Below are 21426 nucleotides of genomic sequence, written 5' to 3' on the forward strand. Positions count from 1 at the left end.
CATCGCAGCCAATATCGCTGTTTTGCGTAGTTAGTGTCACAAAATACACATCGGCCCCGCATCCAGATGGAATGCGAGGCCGATGGTGAAGATAACTTGCATCGTTGTTGCCTTATTTCGCTGCCAAGGCGTCGCGATGATTGCGAACGTAGTCGTGCGAGGTAAGGATGTGGGCCTGCTGCTCGGCCAGAAGCTGACGGATGGGCAAAGGAAGTTCCTGGTTCAGAGCATCGGCGTAAGCCTTCTTCGCTTCGTCTTCGCCACTCTCGGCGGTGTCGAGCAAGCCGTGGTCGCCACCGCCAAGCTTGGCTTTGAGATCGCCCCAAACACGGTGCAATGTTCCGACGGCAGTGCCGTTTTCCTTGATGTCATGGACACCGTTCTGATGAAGCGCCTCTTCGAGGTCGCCACGAAAACTGGCCCGCTTGAGCGACTCAGCAAGGAAATATCGCTTGAGCGTCTCGTCCTTAAGGTGCTCGCCGAGGTCGGCGAAGCCTTTCTGGCTGTCCCGAAGGCTGTTGATGACTGAGAGCAGAACGCGCTCTATCTCGTGCTGCTTGCCGGAATCGCTTGACATGGTGTCCTCGTGGTTTGGAGTTGGATCGGATCTTGATGAAAAGAAGCTTCGGTTGAGACAGGGTCCGCCGGCTGAGTGCGATTCTCCTTCACGGGCAGCAAACAGGAGAAATCGCGAAAATCCCGCTCCCCTGCCCACCGTTTGCTAAGGTCCACTGGGCAAGTGCACCCAGCGGCGAGTATGCAGGAATAGATGCAGGGATGGGCTGTGGGTTTGCATCCAGGTACCCCGGGGGGAAGGTTTTCCAATTTTGTTCGCCGTTTTGGGATAATCGGAGATGCTCTGGTGGTTCACGGCCTTGCAGACCGCCCGGTGTGCGAGACGCTGCGCCGGTGCAGGAGAGGTCGCGCGTAACCCCTGATGAAGACACTGAGACTAGTTTCGACTCCGACCCGCAATCGGCGGCTGAACGAGATTATCGGGCTGACCGTTCTGGTCGGCGCTGCGCTGCTTCTACTTGCGCTGGCGACCTATACATCGACCGATCCTTCATTCAATACTGTGGGGCCTTATGCTACTGGCCGCCCCGCACATAACTGGACCGGCATCATCGGCGCTTATGTAGCCGATGCATTGTTGCAGGCGATTGGTGTGGCAGCATTTTTTCTGCCGCTGGTGCTTGGAAGGCTGGGACTGTGCTGGATGTGGTCGCGCCCGGCTGGCTCTCCGCTGGCAAAGAGCATTGGACTGGGACTGTGGGTCATCTTCGGCCCGGCAGCGATTGCCTTGTTGCCCGGACACATGCTCTGGCATCGTACGCTGCCGATCGAAGGCGTGAGCGGACGGCTCCTCTCAGACGTAATGGTGCAGTATCTCAACCTTCCGGGCGCCTGCATTGTGGTTGCGCTCATGGTGGCGCTATCGCTGTACCTCACCACAACTTTCACCTTCAACACGGCGCGCGAATGGAGCTTGATTCACTTCTCGTTTGCCCAATCCATGTGGGAGCGGTGGGCCCGCTGGCGCAGCAACCGGAAGAATGCCAGCATCGCGGCGGCGAAGGAGGCCTACGGCAACAAGCGCGAGCAGGCCGAACTGAAGGCGCAACGCGCCCGCGAACAGGCAGAGCGCAGAAACAACAAGGTCGAAAGCAATACCCTGCTGGGCGGTCTGTTCCGCTGGTGGGGGAAAAAGCGGACGGAGCCTATCTCAGTTGATCCACAGGAAGAAATCGCGGAAGAACCGACGTCGATGTGGCAGGCCATGCCGCGAACATTCGTGGATGCTCCTCCCGTAACTTCATTTAGCACCGCTGCTGCCGCGGCTGCTCCATATGCGGATGCATTGGCAAAGGCGGCAACACCCGGCAATGCACTCGACGGCGAATCAAACTTTCAGCCCCACGGTTTCGAAGCAGAGCGAGTTGCTGCTCCCATTCGCACAGTGAAGAGAGCGGAAGAACCAAGGGCCACGGCATTTACACCGATTCCGGCTACTCCGCATGGGGGCGCAGAGGACGACATCTCCTTTGGCAAACGGGCCGATGCCGATATCAAGACGGTAACGATCGTGCCCAAAAGCGTGCGCGGCTATAAGTTGCCGCCCTCTTCACTGCTGCATCGCAGCGAGGAGCAAGCCACCGTGCGCGAAGACGCTCTGCGCGAAGAAGCGCGCGTGCTGGTGGAGAAGTCCGCCGAGTTCGGTGTCAACGGTCAGGTGACGCAGATCAATCCGGGCCCGGTGGTCACAACCTTTGAGTTTCGTCCCGAGGCTGGCGTAAAGGTCGCACGCATCACCGGACTGGCCGATGACCTGTGCCTGGCAATGGCCGCCGAGTCAATCCTGATTGAGCGGATGGCAGGCAAAAGTACGGTCGGCATTCAGGTCCCAAATCATGAACGCGAGACAATCTGGCTGCGCGATGTGGTCGAATGCGAGAGCTTTGCGCAGAGTAAGAGCAAGCTGGTGATCGCGCTAGGCAAGGACATCAATGGCCGCATCGTCACTGCCGATCTGGCTTCCATGCCGCACGTGCTCATCGCCGGATCGACTGGATCAGGTAAATCGGTAGCGATCAACGCGATGATTATGAGCGTGCTTTTCAAGAACACGCCGGAGCAGGTGAGGATGATCCTCGTCGATCCGAAGCGCGTTGAGCTTGGCATGTACGAAGGCATTCCTCATCTATTTACGCCGATCATCACCGAGGCGAAGCTCGCCGCAAATGCACTGCGAAACGCCGTGCGCGAGATGGAGCGGCGGTTGAAACTGCTCGCTGCCAATCACGTTCGCAACATCGACCAGTTCAACAAGCTCTTCGACCACGGCAGCGACTATCTGTTTGAGGACGTAAACCAGGAGCCGCTGCCCTACATCATCATCATCATCGACGAGCTGGCCGACCTGATGATGCTCGACCGCTCGAACGTGGAAGAGTCTATTACGCGGCTGGCACAGATGGCGCGTGCCGTCGGCATCCACCTTATCCTTGCGACGCAGCGTCCTTCGGTCGATGTCATTACCGGCTTGATCAAGGCGAACGTGCCTACGCGCATGAGCTTCCGTCTGGCGACCAAGGTAGATTCACGAACGATCATCGACTCGAACGGTGCCGAGAGCCTGTTGGGACGGGGCGATATGCTCTACCTGCCGCCGGGAACGAGCCGCGTACAGCGTGTCCACGCTCCGTTCGTCACTGAAAAAGAGATCTCCGCCGTCACCGCATTCTGGAAGGCGCAGGGCGAGGCAGAGTATGTGCACGGCTTCCTCGAAGGGCCAAAGGATGAAACGGGCAAGGACGGAGATGGGGGCGACAGTGAAAATGACGACCCCATGTACGACGACGCCGTGCGCCTGGTCTTCGAATTTGGCAAGGCGAGCACCTCCCTGCTGCAACGGCGTCTGCGCATCGGCTACGGGCGCGCCGCCCACCTGATTGACCTGATGCACAGCGATGGACTGGTTGGGCCTGCAGACGGATCAAAGCCGCGGGAGATCCTGCGGTCGCCTGACTGGGTGAGCGAAGTAGACGCGGCAATTCGATAAGAAACAGCCTGTTACCGATGAACTTTCCGCGCTGAATGCAAGGCGATAACAGCAAGAACGCATATAACGGCAAGCAGCGCTATCCAGAGAAGATCGGGATAGCGCTCGGTAAGGGGACGCGTGTCTGGACGCGAACGGTAAGCGGGATTTAGCTGTTCGAGGCCAAGCTGCGCTGAGTTGGCGTGCGCAACCGTGGAGAAAAGACGAGCATAGTCGTATTGCGGAGCGTTCAGCCCGGCGTCTCCGTAGAAGAGGGTCACGGCTTGCGCTGTCGGCGCGGAGAAACAAAGCTTGCGCTGGCGCATCTCGAGTTGAATGGCGGTGATGGGAAGCGGGGCATCGTCGCCGTTGTCGACCGCCACCTCAACCGTCGCAGGCCCCTGCAAATTAGCTCCAAGAATCGCAGGAACGCTCAGTTGTTGCTGGCGAATCTCGTGTCCCGCCTGAGTGAGATGCACGCGAAGGATCGTGCCATCAATGGTCTCCGCCCCAGACTTTGGCGTTCCCGTCGGACGATCGGAGATGTGGACATCGCGGCTGAAATTGCCCTTGAAGCCCGGAGCAAGAACGAAGCTTACCTGCTCAACTGGAATTCGCTCGCCCAAGGCAAACGAAGCAATACTCTGGCGTCCCTGCTGCGCGATGGTCGTAGCTTGGTCAGCGATAGTGTAAAGAGACTGAGCCTCGCGGCTAGGTGGAACCGTGGCGCCTTTGACCATACCTGGCGCTGCGGCAAAGCCGTGGCCACCGGGTGCCGGAGAAAGAGTTAGAACAATATGCAGATAGGGAAAACTGGACTCCTGAAGATGGAGCGTTGTGCTGTGAGAGAGATGTTGCGAAGTCAGATCGAAGAGTGTGAATTCGCCGAGCTGGGTCGCCCCGGAAGACTGAGGCGTATCTAATCCTGTGACGGTAGCAGTAGCAAGATAATCCTGACCCGCAAGATCGAGATCAACGTCTGTATAAGGCCGGCCGGTCATCTCAAGATCGAACACAATGCTGCGCCCGCGTGTGCCGAGATTCAAAACGCGCGCAGCGGTACTATCCACCTGCCCCGGTTCGCTGAGCGTGATGGCGTACGACAGTTCCTGTGTCCCTTGATAGAGGCGAACATCTTTGAGCGATGGAGCGGCGTGAGGAAGCATCTGCGCATCGATTACAGCGCATGTTTGGCCGGCTCCAGCAGGGAGTGCGATCGTCCTCTGATAGCGCGAATACTGTTGTAAATCGAGCGAGACTTTGGGAGCCGGTGCCGCAGTCTGCCAGAAGATCAGCAACGCCAGAAGAGCAGACTTCATCATTCAACTCCTTTGTCTTCCGGCTCGGAGTCGCGCAGGGCCAGCCAGTCCTTCTGGTAGGCAAAGCTCACTGCCATGAGCAGAGCCCCGAGGCCGAGGAAGCTGACCACACGATAACCCTGACTGAGGCTACGCATGTCGTAGACGAAAGTCTTGGCGATAGTGAAGACGATCAGAATCAACGCCTGCCAGCGAATGAAGGCAGTGCGCTTCCAGAAGCCGACAGCCAGCAGCACCGCTCCATAGATCATCAGAAAAGCAGAGACCGCAAGCGCCTTCTGCAACTCAGCGTCAGAGTGAGCGGCGGTGTGCCCCCAAACAGTATCCAGTTCGCGAACGCACGCGACGATTGCGACGAGATTGAGCGCAATGATGGAAGCCCCTGCAATGTGCAGCCAACGAGGGCTCCCCTCGTTCGAGTGACGCGCGTGAAGCGAGATCCATGCGGCGCAGGCCAGAACTGCAATCCCAAAGAGTGCCGTGGCAAAGCGGCCATTAAGAAACGCCGCATGGACGGGCTTACCGAACCAGAGGGGCTGCAGCATGAGACCGCAGCATCCCAAAGCTAGCGCAGCCACCGCAAGCGAACGAAGGATACGATGCGCACTTGCCGAAGCTGCATCCTCTGTTGCCGTCTCAAGCCGCGCAGAGGCCCATAGCAGCGCCACCGCTTCTACAAACCAGCCCACCGTAATCCAGCGTCCGCTGGCCTTCAGCGGAATGGCAATCGTAAGAAACACAACGGCCAAAGACAGGTGAACCGCCGATGCAATGCTCGTTTGCGGCAATCGCAGCAGGCCAAGATAGACAACAGCAAAGAGCACCATCAACCACGGCAACAGGCTGTGATGGCCTGCATCCTGCAAAAGCACGTAGAGCGCGAGCGACGCAAAGATGGCGTTGGCCAGCGGAAGAAAGATCTCGGTGATACGGAATGCGCCTCGCTTCCCTGCCTGAGTAAGCCGTTGACTCTCCTTCCAGCCGATGGGGACCGATATGAACACTGCGAAGAAAAGGAAGACGAAGAGGGCCGTCGGTGCAAGCTGGGCCGCGGAATTGAAAGCAATATACCAACCGATGAAGTAAGCGACGGTAGCGGGAAACGCTCCCAGCAGCAGCCTCGGCCACGGCTTGAGCCGAAGAAGGAGAACCATCGCAACATCGATTGCAAGGATGTAGGTAAAGAGAAAAATCTCGTGGTTGCCGCCGGTAGAGAGCAGCAGCGGCGTAGCCATGCCTCCGGCCAAAGCATAGGCTGCAAGGATTTCGCTGTCCTGCGACCAGGCCATGAAGGCGTTCCACGCCGTGACCAGAACCATCGCAGCAATAGCCCCCGAAGCAGGTAACAGATGGTAAAGCTGGACGGCGGCCCAGAGCGAAAGATAAAGCACGCCGCTGCCAATCGCCTTGAGCGACCACGAAAACACCTTGAATCCCCTGTCTCGAAAACGCTCAGACCATACGATCAGTCCCGCACCGGCGATAAGACCCACAAGGATGCGGCCCAGAGGTCCAATCCAGCGGTTATTGATTGCGAGTTGAAGAAACCATGCAGCGCCGATGAGCAACGCCACAATACCGATACGGCTGAAGAGTTGCGAGCCGATGCGGTTCTCCAAAGAGGCGCGCGGAGTATCCGCAACCCCCTTGGGAGCCGTGACCAGAGGAGGAGCCACAGTCGCTGCCGATTTCGCGGGGGAACTTCCACGCAATTGGGCAACTTCACTCTCCAGCGCCTTCACCCGCTCCGACAGGGACGCCAACTCATTGGCAAATTGCGTTTCACGATCCTGCCGCGCGGATTCCGCCTCTTGTCCCATTGGCAATACTTTACCGTCATTGCGGCAGGGTTTGGCAGTTGAATCTTTCACTTGATACTCTTTGCCCTGATGAAGAATGAAACGGGGCCGCTGCGAATTATGGTTGTAGACGACGACGCGTTGAGCCGCGAGGTTCTTGCGCTTCTGCTCGATCACGCCGGATACATCGTCGGCACAGCGGATTCCGGTGACGCTGCGGTGCATCAGCTAAGTACCATGCCTGAACCGCGGCCCCATGTTGTATTGGCCGACATACAAATGCCCGGCACGACCGGCAGCGCCTTGGCCCATGCTCTGCGCGAGTGCTGCGGAGCGGACTCGCTGCTGCTGGCCATGAGCGGAAGCCGCCCCAGCGATGACGTCATTCGCGACTTCGATGGTCTGTTGCTCAAGCCCTTCACCATGGAAGAGCTGTCCGCTGCCATTGCGGCAACGAACGACCTGCCCCAGGCTGCCCGCGACGCAGTTCATCAAAATCTAACCCTTCTGGATCAGGTTACTTATGAGAAGCTCGCAAAATCGATGCGGGCAGAGCGCTTGGAGCAGCTTTATACCCTATGCCTCACTGACGCAGAAGAGCGGATCACACGCATGCGACAACTTGCATCCAACAAAGAGGACGTGTCCTTCCGAAAGGAGGCTCACGCCATCAAGGGCGGCGCGGGCCTGGTTGGAGCAGTTGAGCTACAGACGTTGGCCGGAGTTCTGGAAGACGATGGCATTCAAGCTAATCATGTAGCTTCTCTTGACGAATTGATGATTTCCTGTGACCGTCTGCGTCGTATCCTGATGGCGCGAAGGAACATATAGCAAATTTGTTTGCACTGCATAATGAGGAGAACGACCCTATGAACGACGCAGTGAAATCAGCCGGTACCCCCACAGTCGCAGTGACACCCATCCGCATTGTCGTCGCCGACGACCATCCCGTAGTCCGCATCGGCGTCAAAAACATGCTGGAAGATGAGCCAGGCTTCGAGGTAGTGGGCCAGGCCGAAGACGGCGATGACGCGATCACGCAGACGCTCGATCTGGAGCCGGATATTCTTTTGCTCGATCTCCAGATGCCACGCCTTCCCGGTCTGGAGGCGATGCGCGCCATCATGAGCAAGTCTCCCCGGGTCAAAATCATCCTGTTGACCAGCACCATCTCGACCCAGCAGGTCATCGAAGCCCTGCAGATCGGCGCACGCGGAATTGTATTGAAGGACGCCGTCGCCAGCGACCTCGCAACCTCGTTGCGGGCAGTCCTCTCCGGCGATTATTGGATCGGCGGCGAGCGCGTTGCCAACCTGTTGACCGCCCTGAACGAACTGATGAACAAGGCCGCCGCCGTGCCTGAGCGGAAGACCTACGGTCTGACCCCGCGCGAGCTGGAGGTCACCACCTGCATCGTCGAAGGATGCAGCAACAAGGACGTAGCGAAGCAATTTGCCATCAGCGAGGAGACCGTAAAGCGCCACCTCTCGAACATCTTCGACAAGACCGGCGTTTCGACTCGGTTGGAGCTTGCGCTGTTCGCCATCGCACATAAGCTGGTCATCCTCAACGCCTGACTTTAGATCAGGCGATGCAGACCTTCAGTAAGATTGAAGACATGAGCGATGGTGCAGCTTCAGACAAGGTTGATTTACTGGTAGTCGGCGCCGGCCCCACCGGGCTGGCCTGCGCCATCGAGGCGCAACGGGCAGGGTTCTCCGCGATCCTGGTGGATAAAGGCTGCCTTTGCAACTCTCTCTTTCACTATCCCGCGCACATGACGTTCTTCACCACGCCAGAGCTGCTGGAGATCGGCGACATGCCCTTTTCCAGCCCGAACCAGAAACCCAACCGTAACGAAGCGTTGGAGTACTACCGCAAGGTCGCGGAGCACTATCGTCTCGACATCCGCCAGTACGAGACTGTAGAACGGGTCGAAGGCAGCGACGGTGATTTCACGGTTCACACCACCGACCGCTTTGGCCGCCCACTTGTCCATCGCGCGCGCAAACTGGCCATCTCCACCGGCTACTACGACCTGCCTAACTATCTCGACATTCCCGGCGAAGAGCTGCACAAGGTCCGCCACTACTATCACGAGCCACATCCCTTTTATGGACTCGATGTAGTCGTCATAGGCGGCAAGAACTCGGCAGCCATTGCGGCGCTCGATCTCTGGCGGCATGGCGCGCGCGTAACTCTCGTCCATCGCGGTGCGGAGATGCACCGCCACGTAAAGTACTGGATCCTGCCCGACATCAACAACCGCATCAAAAATGGCGAGATCAAAGCGTACTTCAGCAGCACAGTGGCCAACATCTCAGAAGACGACGTGACACTCCAGACTCCTGAGGGATCAGTGGCACTGCCGAACCAGTTCGTCTTTGCGCTCACCGGCTACCACCCCGACTTTGATTTCATCGAACGGCTGGGAGTGCGTCTCGATGAGGCCAATGACCGTTGCCCAGTGTGCGATCCGGCTACGCTCGAGAGCAACGTTCCTGGAATCTATCTTGCGGGGGTCATCGTCGCCGGGGAACGCACCAACGAAATCTTTATCGAGAATGGACGATTCCACGGAAAGCTCATCGCCGAAGACCTCCGCGCAAAGCTGGTCGGCGCTTCAGAGTAAGCGGCTTCGCCAGTATTCCGGGGTGACCGTTCACTATCAAATCCCGTCAGATTAATATCTGGCGGCGTAAAATAAGTATTATGTCGCGAGGATGGGAGAGTAAATCCGTGGAAGAACAACAATCTCAAGCTGCTGCTCCACGACCGGACCCCGCAAAGGCCAGCGCTGAATCCGCCGAGCGGAAACGCCAACGGCAGGCGCTGGAGCTACAGCGGGAGCGCGTTCTATCGGAACGGACCTCAAGTCCGCACCGGCGATCGGCACTCGAACTCGCCCTAGCCGATATCGAAGAGAAGCTCTCCGAACTCGGCTGGACGATCCACATGTAGTAGCGCTTGCTGTGACGATGCTAGCTGTGACGATGTAAGACCGTTGAGTTCGCCTGGTCGATGCTCGTCAGCAGGATATTGTGAATGTTGACGTGTGCCGGACGGCTGGCGGCCCAGACGATGGCGTCTGCAACGTCTTCAGGCTGAAGCGGCGTGATGTTCTCATACACCTTGCTCGCCTTCTCTTCGTCTCCGCGAAATCGAACCGAACTGAACGCTGTCTCGACCATCCCCGGGTCCACTGAGGTCACGCGCACGGCAGTTCCCATCAGATCGATCTTCAACCCCTGGCTGATGGCCTTCTCAGCCGCCTTGGTCGCGCAATAGACAGCGCCGTTGGCGTAGGTGATATATCCCGCTGTCGATCCAAGATTGATGACATGCCCACGGCCACGCGAGACCATCCCCGGCACCACAGCGCGGGTAACGTAGAGCAGACCCTTGATATTGGTATCGATCATCTCTTCCCAGTTCTGCGGGTCATCCTCATACAGCTTGGTCAGGCCGCGGCTCAGTCCGGCATTATTGACCAGCACGTCAATCTCCTGCCATTCGGACGGAAGCTCTTCAAGGGCCTTTTCGACCGCAGAACGCTTCTGAACATCGAGGGCAAAGACGTGCACCTCTGGTGCTCCATCTTGGAGGAGCGCCTGCTTAAACTCATCCAATCGCTCCAAACGCCGCGCACACAGCAAAAGCCTGGCACCCTCGCGGGCAAAAGCCAACGCTGTCGCTCTACCGATTCCCGAGCTTGCTCCCGTAACAAAGACGATCTTTCCCTGTAAGGATCTCATAGCTTCCTTATAGCAAAAAGCGAGGTGCCGTGTAGGACGGCACCTCGCCTTTACTGGTTGACCGGCTGCCTATTGCGGATTCGCAGTTCCGGTGTCATTGGGAGCGGCTGCCGGTGCCGGTGGAGCGGTTACGTCTGGGCTGGACTCCTTGACGCCAATCGCATCGCCCGAGACGACAAGCTGCACACGGCGGTTTTGTGCGCGGCCCTTGGCCGTTCCGTTGTCCGCCACGGGATTGCTCTTGCCATAGCCGGTGGACGTGATGTTGTCCGGCTGCACCCCTTGACCAATGAGGAAGGCCTTGACGGCATCGGCACGATTCTCAGAGAGCTTCTGGTTCATCAAGTCGCTTCCTACGCTGTCGGTATAACCTTCAACCTGGAGTTTCAAGCCGGGATACGCCTGGAGGATTCCAGCCACTTTGGCGAGGCTGATCTGGGTCGTCGGCTTAAGGCTGTATTTGCCAGTGTCAAAGAGCACATCGGACATGTTGACGATCAGACCGCGAGCAGTTTCGCTGGTGGCAAGCACGCTGTTCAACTGGCTGCGTAGCCGCTCACGGGTAGCGTTTGCGCTCTCGGCGCTCTTGTTGGCCTCTGCAGCGCGAGCCTGGGCTTCTGCGGCCTCTGCGTCTGCCTTTGCCTTGGCTGCCTGAGCACGCTCTGCCTCAAGCTGGGCCTGTTGGGCCTGCATCTGCGCCTGCTGGGCCTGAAGTTGTGACTGCTGCGCCGCCAACTGCGATTGCTGCGCGGCACGCTGCGCATTCAACTGGCGCTCTTCGTCTTTCTTACGCAAAGTCACCAGCCGAGCATCCTCGGAACGCTGGACGGCCTGACGGGCAAAGGTGATCTCCATCTTGCGGTCGCCCTTTTTGTTGCTTTGAATATCGGCGGCATTCTGAAGGTCCTGCTTCGCCTCAGTCAGGATGTCATTGGCATACTGGTCCGCGCCATTTGCCTGGGCGATGCGGACTGCGTTGTAGGCCTGATACAGCTCCAACGGCGCCTTTTCATCACGGGTGATGGGGTTGTCATTCGTTTTGGAGCCGTCTGTCGGCGCATAGAAGCCGCGCGGCAGAAGCGCGTAGTGAGCATTTACCTTCTCCAGCACGCCGTTCGTCTTGTCCTGAATGATGTCGTTTTGCAGCACGACCACGTCACTTGGCTCGGTGACGGCGAAGTAAGGCTCGGCGGTAACAATCATTCCAAAAGACTGGAGCGGTGTGGTCACATGGATATTGTTCTTGGTTCCTGCCGGCAGCACTTCGCCGAGGTTGGTCGCTCGGCCGTCGGGTGTGATCGCCCAAAGAACATACGTCAGGTAGCCGGGGCCAAAGCCGTTGGCCGGGGTGAGGCCCTTAAACTCGGCGTCGATGGTGATACGGCCGCGCTCACTCTGGACCTTGGCCTCGCCTTTACCATTGGGAAGGAGCGAGGTCCCTCGAAATCCGATCCGGGTGCTGCTGCTGCGATGCAGATAATTCACGGCATCCAGATCGCGATGCACGACTTTGACCTGATAGAAGTAGACCCCATTCTTTTTAGTGATGGTCGTCGAATCCTCGGTCGGGCTGGTGGTTTGTGTCGTCGTTGTCGTTCTGGTCGTCTGAGCAAAGGCAGTGGGCAGGGTCGACAACGCGACACCGGCAAATAAAAACGCGGATAAAGCCCGCGTGGAAAAGTTTTCTATCGTTCGATTCATGATCTCTCCTGGCGTTCCGGAATGCGCTGACGAATATTTCCAAACAGGCATTCTCCTACTACTTTTCGATGCCCGGTCTTGGGCAAAGGTAGTCCTATAGTCGCAGAACTGCCCCATTTTCTTCGATCTAGCAGAAAATGGAGCAGTTTGGAAGAACTAAGCAGAGTGTTGCTGCGATGTGCTGGAACGATGCACAAAGTGGTACGGAGGCCACGGCCCGGAGAGTTGCATACGGCACTCTTTCAGTTGCAGAGTGGCCGAGGAATACTTGTTTTGATAACGCTCAACCGTCTTGTTATCGATGAGATGGGCGATATCCAAAAGCATCTTGCCCGAGTCCATCCGTTTGCAGGTAATCTCTTCAGCGATGGGAAGGAACATGCGATGCATCTGAACAGAGAGTGCACGGGCCTTGGACTGGCGCTCCCGCTGACGGCTGGCGCTCTCGCGCAGGCTGGTGAGGTACTGCTGGCCGACGGTCATGTCGCGGGCGGAGTTGCCAGGGCAGGTGTCGTCCACGAGGACCTTGAGGTGCATCTCGGCCTTGCCGCGAAGACGCTCGACGTTGGCCTGGAAATGACGCTGGTTGGAGCGGACGGAGCGGCGGAGGGCGTCGTCATCCTGAAAGGTGGTGCCAAAACGGAACGGCAGGACGGTTGAGAGCTTGAAGCAGTCCGCGATGACGCGGGCATGGTCTTTTGCAGCTTGCTGGTCGAGCCGTTCATGATCTTCGGCGCTGTGCTCGGAGACGATGACGGCCAAATCACTGGCGGGAAACAAGAATGCCTGATTACCGAAGAGGCCTGAGACTCCGGTAAGGGGCATTGGACGACGGTGTCGACAAAGTTCCGGGAACGACTGCCGTTCTGCGATGCAATAGGCGTACCATGCCATGTCTTATACCTTCCTTTAGCGCACTGAGGGGTCTAACTGCCCCATCAGGAAGTTGGGTTATGGAACTCATACTGATGCGAAAGTTTGATTGAACACTCTGCATTTGTAATTATTTCGGATTCAGGCAAGGTGCGCGATTAGCGGCCTCGACTGAACGCGAAACGGATAGTATGCCTATTGGAAGACGGTTGGCAAGAATTTCCTAATCTTTCCGCTAAGTGCTTGAACTTGCAGGAACAGAGCCGACCCAAAATTACGCTGAATGGTGAATTTTCTTCGGATTCCCTCTTTTGCGGGGCGTACCCCACCCCCGAGGGTAATTTTATGCAAAGCATCTCGAATCAAAGGTTTAGCTGGATAATTTTCACAAAGTATTCATTCCAGGCACTTTGCATGCAAATCCTTATTTATAAACAAGTTAGGCCCAGCGCTTTGCCGGGCCTTTTCTTTGCTTTCTCTATTCCTTATTTTATCTTGTTGGAGGAATCGAGCCGAAATCCTCTATTCCATTTATTTTGTTTGAGTTAGGGGATTCGAGCCTTGACAGACGATTTCACGAGCATTTTTCGATGAATTATCGATTATGGCAATAGAATCAATTATTTATTCGATATCTAACTCGATGGCAAGAGGCCCGGATTTTGCAGCCTGAGCGGGGGTTAGCGGGGCGAGTCATTCCCTTTTGACGGAGCCTGGTCACGCCAGGAGGGCGGGTCCTGTGCAACCCTGCGCTTGGGAAGGGTGTCTTCCGGGCTCGATATGCCTACCATACGCAATATCTTTCCAATGACACGAACAATAGGATTCACAATTCACTCTCCGAGCGCTTGAGGCTACGTTATTTTAAAGGGATGAGTCCATCCAATAATTTCACCTACAGTGCCAAACGAATCTGGAGCTTGGTTGCCCTCTGCCTGGTGACAGGCATCCTGTCCCACAGTGCTGTGGCGCAGGGAGCGGCAGCAGCCCCGAAGTCCGACGTGATCGTGTTTACCAATGGCGACCAGTTGACCGGAACCATCGAACGCGGCGTGGGCGACAGCATCGTCTTCAAAAGCGATACCGCGGGCGAGATCACGGTTCCGTTGAGCAAGATCAAGGAGCTGCGCTCGCATGGCAGCTTTGTCGTCATTCGGAAAGATGAGAAGCCGACGAAGATCACCCGGCATCCGGGTGCTATCGCCTATGGAGACAATGCTATAAGCGTCGAGACCCAGGCGGGTACCCCGGAGACAGTACCGGTGAAGGACCTTGCCTTCATCATCGACCAGGCGACCTACGACAAGGAAGTGGCACACAATCCAAGCTTTTTGCATGGATGGGCCGGGTCCGTCTCAGGCGGTGCTTCGCTGGTCCGATCGAGCCAGACGGGAACCAGCTTTAACGCTGGCATCGCCCTGATACGGGCGATTCCAACCGTGCCTTATCTGCCGCCCAAAACACGCACCACCTTCAACCTGCTGGAGAGCTACGGCAAGTTGACCCAGCCGGTGATTCCGCAGACAACACCCCCGACACCTCCTTCTGAGGCGAAGACGAGCATCTTTCATGCGGATGCCGAGCATGATCTCTATTTCACTCCCCGCTTCTACGCGCTGGGCGAAGTCTCTTTTGACCACAACTTCGCGCAGGGCCTGAATATGCAGCAGGTCTACGGCGGCGGTTTCGGCTGGACCCCCATCCTGACTCCGGTACAGCAACTCGATCTTAAGGCCGACATCCATTACGAGATGCAGTCCTTCATCCAGCCCGACCCGATTACCGTGGATAACCCGCGCATCCCCAACCAGAACCTGATCGGTTCGACGATTGGCGAGGCGTACCACCGCAATCTGCCGGGCAAGATCGTCTTTACCGAGAGCGCCAGCATTTTGCCTGCGTTCAATAATCCGCAAGCCTATTCGGCGATCGCAACTGCTGGATTGGCTTTGCCTACTTATAAGCGAATCAGCCTGGGAGTGAATGGCACGGACAACTACCTCAACATGCCAGCTACCGGATACAAGAAGAACAGCTTCCAGTTCATCACTGCTATCGTCTACACATTGAAATAAGAAAATAGGCGGTCTCAACCCATACCCGGTTGAGACCGCCTATTTCTTTTAATTTCATCGTCTTTAAGAAAACCCTGATTAAGTCCAGGCTTTGAAAGGGACGGGCTTCAGCCCGTCCGCCAGTGACGCTGCTTCAACGTGGCTTTAGCCACTGAGGGAATGTCATCGGAGTTCAGCAACTTTAATCAGGCTTTTCTTGACTCTTTCCCGTCTCTTTTTACCTGGTCAAAATCTGCGTCACCGGCAATGGTAGCTCTGTGTTGGCGCTCTTCAACAGAAGGCTGACCTGCCACATCTGCGTGTCGGTAAGCACGTGGTTGAAGGCAGGCATACCGGTGAGACGGATGCCGTTGGCGACCTTCCAGTAGGTCTCTCCTGCCGTATCGTCGCTGACACCAACCACATCGGATTTTCCATGCTTTTTCCAGAGCTGAGGCGCACGGGGATACATATAGCGCGCGTAAAGAACGTCGTGACCGGGGACACCGTGGCAGCTCGCGCACTGGGCGCGGTATACGGCGGCGCCTGACTCGAAGACGTCCTCGCTGGTGCCGAAGGGCGGGGTTTTGACCTCATGGTCGATGCGGGCGTTCATGGGCAGGTGGACAATCTGCTTCTCATAGGGGAAGGGCGCGTCGGCTACGGCGACGGGAAGCGGCCCAAAGTGCAGGTACAGAAACAGGCCGACCGCAACCGCGGCGACCCCAATCAGAAAACCTAAAAAAACCTTGCCAAAGCCACCACTGCCACTTTTTTTTGCCATCGGATGTGCTCCTTTGCCGGTAGCCGCCCCGGAAACGGCGGCGGATGTTCTAATAAGGGATGGCCGCCGCTGGTTTGCCAGCAGCGCGCTCCAAGTTCCAACAATAGCAAAGCGCAGCTTGTGCAGGAGTAACAGTTGATGTTCGGTTTGAAGTTGAAGGAAAAGTGTGTAGCGGTTATGTTGCTGGCGGCATTGATGGCCAGCGGAGCAGGCATCGTTCAGGCGCAATCCATGCGGCGGACACGGCGAGAGACGAACGCCAACCGCCAGGCAAGAATCGCCCGGATCGTCAAGGACACCTACAGCCACAAGTGGGAAGTGGGCGGCGGCGGCGGCTATCTGCGCTATCGCTCCGGCGAGGGCCTGCAGCGCAACAACGAGGTCGCCTTCTGGCTGAGCGGGACACGCTACTTCAACCCGAAGCTTGGCGTCGAGGCTGACATTCGCGGTGCCTTCGGCAATGCCAAGATCGGCACCAACGACTATCTCAAGTTCAACCCGCAGATATCGCAATACGGCTTCATGGCCGGGCCTTCTTACCGCTTCTATGCGAAAGAAAAGACGGCAGTGAGCGTGTTTGCCATCGGCGGCGCGGGAGTCGGCAAGTTCGACAGCGGCTCAAAGGGCATTCCTTCGTCTCTGCTGGGGACGTGGCCTTCCGAAACGCGAGCAGCGTTTTCCGTCGGCCTGAACCTCGACTACAACCTCTATCCCAACCTGGCATTTCGGATTACACCGACCTACCTGGGGACCACCTTTGGAGGAACCGTGCAGAATAATGCGGGATTGAACATTGGGATTGTTTATCGTTTCGGAAGAAACTAGAACTCTTTAGTGTTTCCGTAAGACCAAAGAATCACGTCATCTCGACCGCAGCTGAGCGGAGAGATCCTGTATTTTGTCTTATCGTTAGAGCAGAAAAATATCTCAATAGACGGAACCACAGCAGTCAGGACTTTCTGGCATGTGGTTCCGTCATGTTTTTGGGGTCAAGAATCTCTGCGATCTGTTCTTCGGTGAGCAGTTTTTTCTCGCGGGCAAGGGCTACGATGCTCTGTCCCGTAGCAACCGATTCCTTTACCAACGCTGCCGCCTTTGCATAGCCAATGTAGGGATTCAGCGCAGTGGCGAGCGCAATGGTGCTGGCAGCATAGTGAGCGCAGCGGTCTCGGTTAGCCGTGATTCCGCGAATGCAGTGGTGATCCAATTGCCTCAGCGTGCTGGTCAGAATAGTGATGGATTGCAGCGTGTTATGCGCCATGGTAGGCATCATCACGTTCAGTTCAAGTTGCCCTGCCTGTACGGCGTAGGCCGTGGCAGTATCGTTGCCAATGACCTGAAACGCAACCATCGCAGTCAGTTCTGCGAGCACGGGGTTGACCTTGCCCGGCATGATGCTCGAGCCGGGCTGCAGGCTGGGCAGATGGATCTCGTTGAAGCCCGTATTCGGCCCACTCGACAACAGACGCAGATCGTTGGAGATGCGAATCAGTTCGAGCGCAAGCGTGCGTAGCGCGGCGGAGACGTCGGCCATCACAGCGTTCGATTGCATGGCATAGCGGAGATCTTCTGTTTCCAGAAGTTCGAGACCGGAGATGCGGCTAAGGTTCTCAATGACCCGCTGTCGATAGTCGGGATGAGTATTAAGCCCAGTCCCAACAGCAGAGCCGCCAAGGCCCAGTTCGCGCAGCGATTCAGCGGTGCGCCCCAGATGCTGATGACACTTCCGGACGGCAACGGCGTAAGCCGCGAACTCCTGTCCCAGCGTGATAGGCACGGCGTCCTGCATGTGGGTGCGGCCAGCCTTCAGAATGTCCTTGAACTCGCGCGCCTTGGCATCGAAGCTGGCAGCCAGATCGTTAAGTACAGGGTAGAAATCTTCGAGCGCCAGCAAGACCGAGAGCCGCATGGCCGTGGGGAAGACGTCGTTGGTGGACTGGCCATAGTTAACGTGGTCGTTGGGATGGATTCTTTTGTAGCTGCCGAGCGGTTCGCCGAGAATCTGCCCGGCGCGGTTGGCAATCACCTCATTGGCGTTCATGTGCAGGCTGACTCCGGCTCCAGCCTGAAAGACATCGACAACGAAGTGGTCGTGGTGCTGGCCGTCGATAACCTCGTGCGCGGCCCGCATTACGGCGCTTCCCTGCTCCGTGGTGATGAGACCGAGAGATTGATTCGCCTCAGCCGCAGCATGTTTAACCATTGCCAGCGCGCGGATGAGAAATGGACTGGCCTTGAGGTCGCTGATGGGGAAATTGGAGATGGCTCGAGTAGTCTGCGCTCCATAGAGAGCTTCGGCAGGAACGGCAACGTTGCCTAACGAGTCGGTTTCCGTGCGGGTATCGGACATCAGGAGCACCTATTTGAAACTATCCTTCTCTAAACCAATTATGATCCTTCTGAATATCGAGCGAGCATGACAAAGACAATAAGTAGCCTGATTGCATTAGGATTCTCCATCATTGGATTTGCGATTGTTTTCGTGGGTTTCAACATCGCATATATCGTGTGGGCAGAACTAAGATACCCCCACAACAACTCCATGGCAGGACTCGCTGCCTTCATTTACGGAATGCCCATTGCTGGTATCGCTGCCCTCATCGTCTTTATTGGAACATTCTGGGTGTGTGTTCGAAGACCGGTCAAGCACGCCAAGGCCAATCCAAATATTGGATAATGAATCCTGTGCTGACCGCACAACAAAAATATGGCAATCATTAAGCAGGACGATTTGATTCAGAGCGTGGCGGACGCTCTGCAGTACATCAGCTACTACCATCCGGTGGATTACATCACGAATCTGGCACGGGCCTATGAGATGGAGGAAAGCCATGCGGCCAAGGATGCGATAGCGCAGATCCTCATCAACTCGCGCATGTGCGCCGAGGGTCATCGCCCCATCTGCCAGGATACTGGCATCGTCACCATCTTCTTGAAGGTCGGGATGGAGGTCGGATGGCAGGGACCGAATGGTGGACCCGCCACTCTGGACCTGCAAGCCATATGCGACGCCGGAGTGCGTAAGGCCTATCTCGACCCCGATAACAAATTGCGTGGCAGCATTCTCGCCGACCCCGCCTTCACTCGCAAGAACACGAAGGACAACACGCCGTCGGTCGTCGAGGTCTCGCTGGTCAAGGGTGGCGATGTGGACGTCATCGTCGCTGCCAAGGGCGGCGGCTCCGAGGCGAAGTCAAAGTTCGTCATGCTGAATCCTTCGGACTCGATCGTGGACTGGGTGCTGAAGACGGTCCCCACCATGGGCGCGGGCTGGTGTCCGCCGGGAATGCTCGGCATCGGCATCGGCGGCACTGCGGAAAAGGCCATGCTGCTGGCGAAGCAGGCGTTAATGGATCCCATCGACATGCAGGAGTTGAAGGCACGCGGACCGCAGAACAAGCTCGAAGAGCTGCGCATCGAGCTGTACGACAGGGTCAACCGGCTGGGCATAGGAGCGCAGGGCCTCGGCGGCCTGACCACCGTGCTCGATATCAAGATTCTGGATTATCCAACCCACGCGGCCAATCTTCCCGTGGCGATGATTCCCAACTGCGCCGCAACACGCCACGCCCACTTTCATCTCGATGGCAGCGGCGCAGTCATGCTGGAGCCGCCATCACTCGATGCATGGCCAAAGCTGACCTACGACGTCAGCACCGCTCGCCGCGTTGACCTGAACACCGTCACCCGCGACGACGTAAAGACGTGGAAGCCGGGAGAGGTCGTCCTGTTGAACGGTAAGCTGTTGACCGGACGCGATGCTGCACACAAGCGCATGACCGACATGCTGAACCGCGGTGAGAAGCTGCCCGTCGACTTCACCAACCGCTTCATCTACTACGTCGGTCCGGTGGATGCAGTACGCGAAGAGGCCGTCGGCCCCGCAGGCCCTACAACCGCCACTCGCATGGACAAGTTCACCCGCCAGATGCTGGAGTCCACCGGTCTATTGGGCATGGTCGGCAAGGCCGAGCGCGGCCCAGCGGCAATCGAAGCGATCCGCGATAACGAAGCTGTCTACCTGATGGCCGTAGGCGGTGCAGCCTATCTCGTCTCGAAGGCCATCAAAAGCTCGCGTGTGCTGGCCTTCGAAGACCTCGGCATGGAGGCGATCTACGAGTTCGACGTAAAAGACATGCCCGTCACCGTAGCCGTAGACTCGCAAGGAACAAGCGTCCACAACACAGGGCCGGCGGAGTGGTCGCGCCGCATCGCTGAAGGAATTGGCGGAGTGTCGATCTTAGGACAGTGAACAACCTTACTTAATATCACCGAAGTGAGCGTCCTCTGGACAAGAGTGTTGATCGAGAAACTGAAAGGTAGTCGCAGGGCCAAGATTCGCAGGAGACTCCCAGGAATGAAGGACCCAGACGACCTTCTTGCTGGGCGTGACTTCGATGGCCTGCAGCGATTGGGGAGTTGGGACGGCGCTCCACTCGTTGACCCAGTTGTTGATGACGGTATTACCGTCAGGCAGACGCCAGGCCTGCTGTAGATTGTCGAACTTGTATGCGGGTGCGTCGGTACTGGGCGAGAAAGACCACACCGCGTCGCCACGCCGAGTGATCTCGCGCACACCTAAGCTATCGGTAATGAGAACGTTGCCGTTATCGAGCGGCGCGACGCTCCAGAGACCTTTTGCAGGGAACGACCAGAGTTCGTTGCCACCGGAGTCGTACTCGACAACTTTATTGAGATCCATGTGAGCAACAAGTAATGTCCCGGCCGGGGTGAGGCGTGCGTGGCGAAACTGACCGTGGACGCTGACGGGAGTCCTGGTCTTGAGGGTCAGTTCCTTTTCGATGGCGCCAGTACGAATGTTGACGACGCGAAGAAGAGCGGGCGAGCCGTTCTGAATGTAGAGAACACGGTCGTTGCCGATAGGAACGGCGGTATGGACCTCGTGACCGGCAGGCACGTCGTAGTTCCAGACGATCTTTTTATCGGGGCTGATCTCGGTGAGGGCGAATTGGTGAGCGAAGAGGATGTTGCCATTACAGAGCCGGACCGCATCGCTGATCTCGCCTTTACCCGCGGGATCAGCGTAGGACCAGACAATCTTGCCCTGGCGAACAATGAAGATCTGCCGGTCTTTCGCCTCGCCGGCATAGAGAAAATCGTGACGGGCAAGATCCTTGCCCGAGAGTGGGCCCGGAGATTGTGCGGGGAGAGCAAGACTAAAGACAAAGCAGAGGACGAGCAGCGCGCATCGATGCATGAGGCAAATCTCTCTAAGTGGGCTGGAAGTACTTCGAGGCAACGATACTGGACTGGAGAAGAGCAGGTCAATCAGACAGGCCCTCATCGGAAGACAATCCGACGGCGCAGATCAGCCGATGCGGGAAGGGTGCTCTGCAGGTGGGGTGCTTTTTTGCTTGCGATTCAGAACGAAGCTGCGCCGTTTGCGGCGCGTATCGCTGGCGTGGTCGATCTTCTTCCAGAAGCCGACAAAATAATCGACCGCCGAGATAATCGAGACTATCGCCATCCAATAGATGGCCGTCACCGCAATAAAGTGAACGCCAACGACGAAGCCGCCCCCCAGGCTCGGAAACCACAGCCAGTAATCCCAGCGGTGCGCCAGAATGGCGGCGACCACC

General features: G+C 57.2%; 18 protein-coding genes and 1 pseudogene. 9 read left to right on the forward strand and 10 right to left on the reverse strand.

Annotated elements, in window-relative coordinates; all coding sequences use genetic code 11:
* Positions 1-112: 112 nt before the first annotated feature.
* Positions 113-577: a PA2169 family four-helix-bundle protein gene (locus tag GSQ81_RS07805; protein WP_158910211.1), complete on the reverse strand. Its 465-nt coding sequence runs from the start codon at positions 575-577 to the stop codon at positions 113-115.
* Positions 578-937: 360 nt separating this feature from the next.
* Between GSQ81_RS07805 and GSQ81_RS07810 the strand changes: the two genes are divergently transcribed.
* Entirely contained in the window at positions 938-3562 is a 2625-nt protein-coding gene (locus tag GSQ81_RS07810) for a DNA translocase FtsK (protein WP_158910212.1), read from the forward strand.
* A gap of 11 nt (positions 3563-3573) precedes the next feature.
* On the opposite strand, the gene GSQ81_RS07815 is transcribed toward GSQ81_RS07810, so the two are convergent.
* Together GSQ81_RS07815 and GSQ81_RS07820 are read right to left on the reverse strand one after the other, a co-directional pair.
* Positions 3574-4863: a hypothetical protein gene (locus tag GSQ81_RS07815; RefSeq protein ID WP_158910213.1), complete on the reverse strand. Its 1290-nt coding sequence runs from the start codon at positions 4861-4863 to the stop codon at positions 3574-3576.
* Positions 4860-6731 (reverse strand): DUF2339 domain-containing protein, encoded by a 1872-nt coding sequence (locus tag GSQ81_RS07820; protein WP_158910214.1) that lies wholly within the window; start codon positions 6729-6731, stop codon positions 4860-4862. Before GSQ81_RS07820 ends, GSQ81_RS07815 begins: the two co-directional genes overlap by 4 nt.
* An 18-nt stretch (positions 6732-6749) precedes the next feature.
* Between GSQ81_RS07820 and GSQ81_RS07825 the strand changes: the two genes are divergently transcribed.
* From GSQ81_RS07825 to GSQ81_RS07840, 4 genes are all read left to right on the forward strand, one after another.
* Positions 6750-7490: a response regulator gene (locus GSQ81_RS07825; RefSeq protein WP_158910215.1), complete on the forward strand. Its 741-nt coding sequence runs from the start codon at positions 6750-6752 to the stop codon at positions 7488-7490.
* 38 nt (positions 7491-7528) lie between these two features.
* The gene (locus GSQ81_RS07830; protein WP_158910216.1) at positions 7529-8236 is read left to right on the forward strand and encodes a response regulator transcription factor; all 708 of its coding nucleotides are present in this window, start codon (positions 7529-7531) and stop codon (positions 8234-8236) included.
* A 14-nt stretch (positions 8237-8250) separates the two neighbouring features.
* Entirely contained in the window at positions 8251-9291 is a 1041-nt protein-coding gene (locus tag GSQ81_RS07835; RefSeq protein WP_254060070.1) for a YpdA family putative bacillithiol disulfide reductase, read from the forward strand.
* Between the two features lie 107 nt (positions 9292-9398).
* A complete protein-coding gene (locus GSQ81_RS07840; protein ID WP_158910217.1) occupies positions 9399-9620 on the forward strand; it encodes a hypothetical protein in 222 nt (73 codons plus the stop codon).
* 20 nt (positions 9621-9640) lie between these two features.
* Here the strand turns inward: GSQ81_RS07840 and GSQ81_RS07845 are convergent, their stop codons facing one another.
* The 3 genes from GSQ81_RS07845 to GSQ81_RS07855 form a co-directional block, all read right to left on the reverse strand.
* On the reverse strand, positions 9641-10414 hold the full coding sequence (locus GSQ81_RS07845) for an SDR family NAD(P)-dependent oxidoreductase (RefSeq protein WP_158910218.1): 774 nt from the start codon (positions 10412-10414) through the stop codon (positions 9641-9643).
* A 69-nt stretch (positions 10415-10483) separates the two neighbouring features.
* Positions 10484-12115: an OmpA family protein gene (locus tag GSQ81_RS20255; RefSeq protein WP_158910219.1), complete on the reverse strand. Its 1632-nt coding sequence runs from the start codon at positions 12113-12115 to the stop codon at positions 10484-10486.
* Between the two features lie 156 nt (positions 12116-12271).
* Positions 12272-13009 (reverse strand): GvpL/GvpF family gas vesicle protein, encoded by a 738-nt coding sequence (locus GSQ81_RS07855; protein WP_158910220.1) that lies wholly within the window; start codon positions 13007-13009, stop codon positions 12272-12274.
* 899 nt (positions 13010-13908) lie between these two features.
* Between GSQ81_RS07855 and GSQ81_RS07860 the strand changes: the two genes are divergently transcribed.
* A complete protein-coding gene (locus GSQ81_RS07860; protein WP_254060071.1) occupies positions 13909-15063 on the forward strand; it encodes a DUF481 domain-containing protein in 1155 nt (384 codons plus the stop codon).
* A 217-nt stretch (positions 15064-15280) separates the two neighbouring features.
* Here the strand turns inward: GSQ81_RS07860 and GSQ81_RS07865 are convergent, their stop codons facing one another.
* The gene (locus tag GSQ81_RS07865; RefSeq protein WP_158910222.1) at positions 15281-15826 is read right to left on the reverse strand and encodes a cytochrome c; all 546 of its coding nucleotides are present in this window, start codon (positions 15824-15826) and stop codon (positions 15281-15283) included.
* Positions 15827-15964: 138 nt separating this feature from the next.
* Here GSQ81_RS07865 and GSQ81_RS07870 point away from each other — a divergent pair, with 138 nt between their 5' ends.
* Entirely contained in the window at positions 15965-16651 is a 687-nt protein-coding gene (locus GSQ81_RS07870) for an outer membrane protein (RefSeq protein WP_158910223.1), read from the forward strand.
* Between the two features lie 124 nt (positions 16652-16775).
* On the opposite strand, the gene GSQ81_RS07875 is transcribed toward GSQ81_RS07870, so the two are convergent.
* On the reverse strand, positions 16776-18176 hold the full coding sequence (locus tag GSQ81_RS07875; RefSeq protein WP_158910224.1) for an aspartate ammonia-lyase: 1401 nt from the start codon (positions 18174-18176) through the stop codon (positions 16776-16778).
* 66 nt (positions 18177-18242) lie between these two features.
* Here GSQ81_RS07875 and GSQ81_RS07880 point away from each other — a divergent pair, with 66 nt between their 5' ends.
* Entirely contained in the window at positions 18243-18503 is a 261-nt protein-coding gene (locus tag GSQ81_RS07880) for a hypothetical protein (protein WP_158910225.1), read from the forward strand.
* Between the two features lie 30 nt (positions 18504-18533).
* On the forward strand, positions 18534-20078 hold the full coding sequence (locus tag GSQ81_RS07885) for a fumarate hydratase (RefSeq protein ID WP_158910226.1): 1545 nt from the start codon (positions 18534-18536) through the stop codon (positions 20076-20078).
* Between the two features lie 6 nt (positions 20079-20084).
* Here GSQ81_RS07885 and GSQ81_RS07890 read toward each other — a convergent pair whose 3' ends face one another.
* Positions 20085-21044 (reverse strand): hypothetical protein, encoded by a 960-nt coding sequence (locus GSQ81_RS07890; RefSeq protein ID WP_158910227.1) that lies wholly within the window; start codon positions 21042-21044, stop codon positions 20085-20087.
* 111 nt (positions 21045-21155) lie between these two features.
* A pseudogene (locus tag GSQ81_RS07895) lies at positions 21156-21426 on the reverse strand (CDP-diacylglycerol--glycerol-3-phosphate 3-phosphatidyltransferase); the annotation flags it as partial.

Source organism: Granulicella sp. L56 (assembly GCF_009765835.1).
In the GTDB taxonomy this organism is placed as follows: Bacteria; Acidobacteriota; Terriglobia; order Terriglobales; family Acidobacteriaceae; genus Edaphobacter.